The following is a 2,983-nucleotide window of genomic DNA, read 5'->3' on the forward strand; positions in this document are numbered from 1 at the left end:
GTCACTACGCTGGCAGAAATTTGCCATCCGAGTGTTCATGAGAAATCCGGGCTAGGCGCAGTGAATCGAACAAGCCTCCACTGCCCATGGAGGCCATTTTGCGAGCCAAACAGCATCTGATTCCCCCTGAGGCAACGTCGTTTCGCGATCTCTATCGATTGCATGCGTTCCTGGAAGACTGCTGGTTTGAGGTTGATCCACAGTTAATAGATGACAGCGACCCAAACTGCATTTATCGAGCGGTGACAAAAGACCGAAAGCGAGATGGCGAGCGCTATTCTGAAGAGGTGTACGAGTTATGGTCGCCCGTAAAAATTGTCGCGAACTACACGCTGTTATCCATTCCACTACGAGGCCAGCAGATTTGTTGGCTCGACAGCGGAGAGGGAGATGAGTTTGTTCCGATATGGCGCGATGGGAAGGTCAACTGGATCAATAACCCAAGCCAGTTTGCGACGCGCAAACGGAATCAGGGCTTCATACGGAAAGGAAATGACGATGGTGAGTTGAGTTCGTACATCACGACGAACAAAACCGGAAAGAAACATGGAGGCTACGATATTCCCTTCATGCCGGAAGATCTGGCGTATTGGGTTGTCCAGCTTCGGGAGTGGCAATCCAAATACAATCCTATCAAAGAACTCACACCGTGGACGCAAATCAGGCTGCGGTATCCGCAACACAATGACGTCCTCAAAAGGCGCGGAAAACAAGCGTTCCTGTTCCGTGATCCGGCGTCTAACGCCTGTGATGAAAAGTTATCGCCCATGTTCACGACCACCGCTTTCACACGAACCCTGCCTGCACTGTTATTCTACAGCCAGAGACGGGAGGAGGACCTAGCAGAGAAAATCGAGAAAAAGAACAGTGTGGAGTATAGGAGCCAATTTACCCCTCACGCTTTGCGCGTCAGCCTTATCACTGCCTACATTGTCGATGGCAGAGCGCCCATCACAGTAATCTCGAAGCTAGTTGGTCATGCATCGCTGGTGATGACGATTTACTACACGAAAGTGGGGGCCAGCAAAATGCGGATGGAGATGGCGGCGGCTGAAAAACGGGCACTTGAGCAGAGCCACCGCCGTTACGAAGACCTTATCATCCAAAAAAAAATCGAAGAGGCTCGCCCGGAGTTGATCGCTACAGATCGAGCCATTATGGATCAGTGTCTGACACCTGATTGGCCTTCTGGAGCCTTCCAGCTCATGAGCATAGGTATCTGCCCCATGAGCGGGACCAAGTGTAGCGAAGGTGGCCATACACTGGTTGAGCGGAAGACTGAAGCAATTTATTCGCCAGTTCCCAGTGGCTACCTCGGGTCTAGAAATTGTCCTCAATGCAGATTCTTCATCACGGGTCCGGCGTTTTTGGGAGGTTTGTCGGCCATTGCCAACGAAATCATTCTGGAGATCAACGTCACCCGCGAGGAATACCATGAACTAGAAGAAAAAAGGCAGATACTGGATGACGAGCGATATGATGCCGAGTCTTCAGGACAGTTTTTTGGCCAAGAGAGAACGCTGAAAAAGATCACCTCGGCGTATGAAGAGAGGGCCAAGAAGCTCGACATGCTTCTCACGGATCTGCAGCACTTATACCGGCTGATTTCGCAAGCTACCGAACTACTGATCAGCTCGGAGACAGGCCAGCACCAACTGATTGTTAGCGACAATTACGTGGAAATGGGGATGCATTTGGAGGAGCAAAGCAGCGAGTTCAGGTTGCTTGCCGAGGTTTGCGCTAATGCTGAAATTTACGAAAGTGCCAGCGCCTCCAGAGCACGTCCCTTGCTGAGTCAAATGCTCGATAAATTGGCGGATACCAATGGGATCGCTCCCGCGATATTCCGCCTGACAGAGGATCAGCAGCTCAAAGCTGCTAATCAGGTCGTTCGGCTGATTATGCAAGTGACACAAAATAACTGGCACGTTGCTGACCAGCTGATCAATGGCCAAATCACTCTGGAAGACCTCGCGGGGCCATTACAGTTAGGCGATGTGCGCCAAGAGATCGAGTCCGCCATGAATGCATCTTTGAAGTTTTCACTAGGAATTGAGAGCTGCAATGAGTGAACCAAAAGAGGTCTACGAGGCCGTTCTGGGACAATTGAAAAGTTCTCGTTCGAGGAAGTCCTTGGAGGCGATTCAGGCCGTGTGCAAGGAACATTACGAGTCTGGTGCGGTTGACTTCAAAGTCGCAACGATTGCGAAATTGGGCGCCAGCCGTGGCGTTCCGAGCAGCCAAACCATCCGAAACAAAACCGGGGCTGCCTACAGAGCGGTTATTGAGGCTTGGCAAGCGCTTGGAAACAAGAAAAAGAAAGCGATCAAAGCACAGACCACGCCTTCGGGAGAGTACGATTGGGTTGACGAAGTAAGCAATAAAACCCACCACTACCTCATACTCGATCTGATTTCGAAGGTCCGTAAATTGCGGGCCGAAAATAAAAGGTTTGCATCGATCAAGAAACTGGAAATTGATTATCGAGCCGATACTGAAGACACGCCTGAATCGCGTTTGCCGCGCTTGTTGAACCATGAGATTGATGCATTGAAAGACGCCATTTCTGAGGAATCCCTGAAAGTAAAGGGCTGGACTAAAACAGACCGTGGCAGCATCAAAGATCACACCGGAAAAATAATCTTTCGAAACGGCTTTGTAGATGGAATCGAGAAATTGCTGAGTCTGGATATTGGCCCATAAGCATAGCAGCGCTTTTAGCCAATGTTCATATAAAAAGGCTCGTTGCCGCGGTTAATGAATTGCATGCAACTAGCGACAACCAAAAACACCTTATCATCAAACAGTCGTTTGTTGAACGATCCGGCTCACCCCTTAAAGTTACCCGATTTCGGCTTGTTGGCAAGCCCCCGATATCCTAGACGCCTGACAGCTGCTTAAAATACTGCTGTTAGTGGCCAATTAAAGTGACCCACTACTGGCCATTAATTTTGACCCACCTCCGAGTGGCCGTCAGGCCACA

The 2,983-nt window shown here is 50.1% G+C and carries 2 protein-coding genes; both read left to right on the top strand.

The features are described 5' to 3' along the window. The first annotated feature begins 44 nt into the window (after nt 1–44). Nucleotides 45–2,072, top strand: coding sequence for a gamma-mobile-trio integrase GmtZ (gene gmtZ / locus RO069_RS13890; protein WP_328188334.1), 2,028 nt, complete (start codon nt 45–47; stop codon nt 2,070–2,072). Next, nucleotides 2,065–2,703 carry a gamma-mobile-trio protein GmtX gene (gene gmtX, locus RO069_RS13895; protein ID WP_091849379.1) on the top strand — a complete coding sequence of 213 codons (639 nt, stop codon included), beginning with the start codon at nt 2,065–2,067 and terminating at the stop codon, nt 2,701–2,703. The genes gmtZ and gmtX overlap by 8 nt, the downstream gene beginning before the upstream one ends. The last annotated feature ends 280 nt before the right edge of the window (nt 2,704–2,983 follow it).

It is taken from the genome of Marinobacter sp. OP 3.4 (genome assembly GCF_036224885.1).
Taxonomy (GTDB): Bacteria; Pseudomonadota; Gammaproteobacteria; order Pseudomonadales; family Oleiphilaceae; genus Marinobacter.

Bases quoted from the DNA above. Each gene is read 5' to 3' on its own strand.
- gmtX (WP_091849379.1), top strand. From the start codon at position 2,065: ATGAGTGAACCAAAAGAGGTCTACGAGGCCGTTCTGGGACAATTGAAA.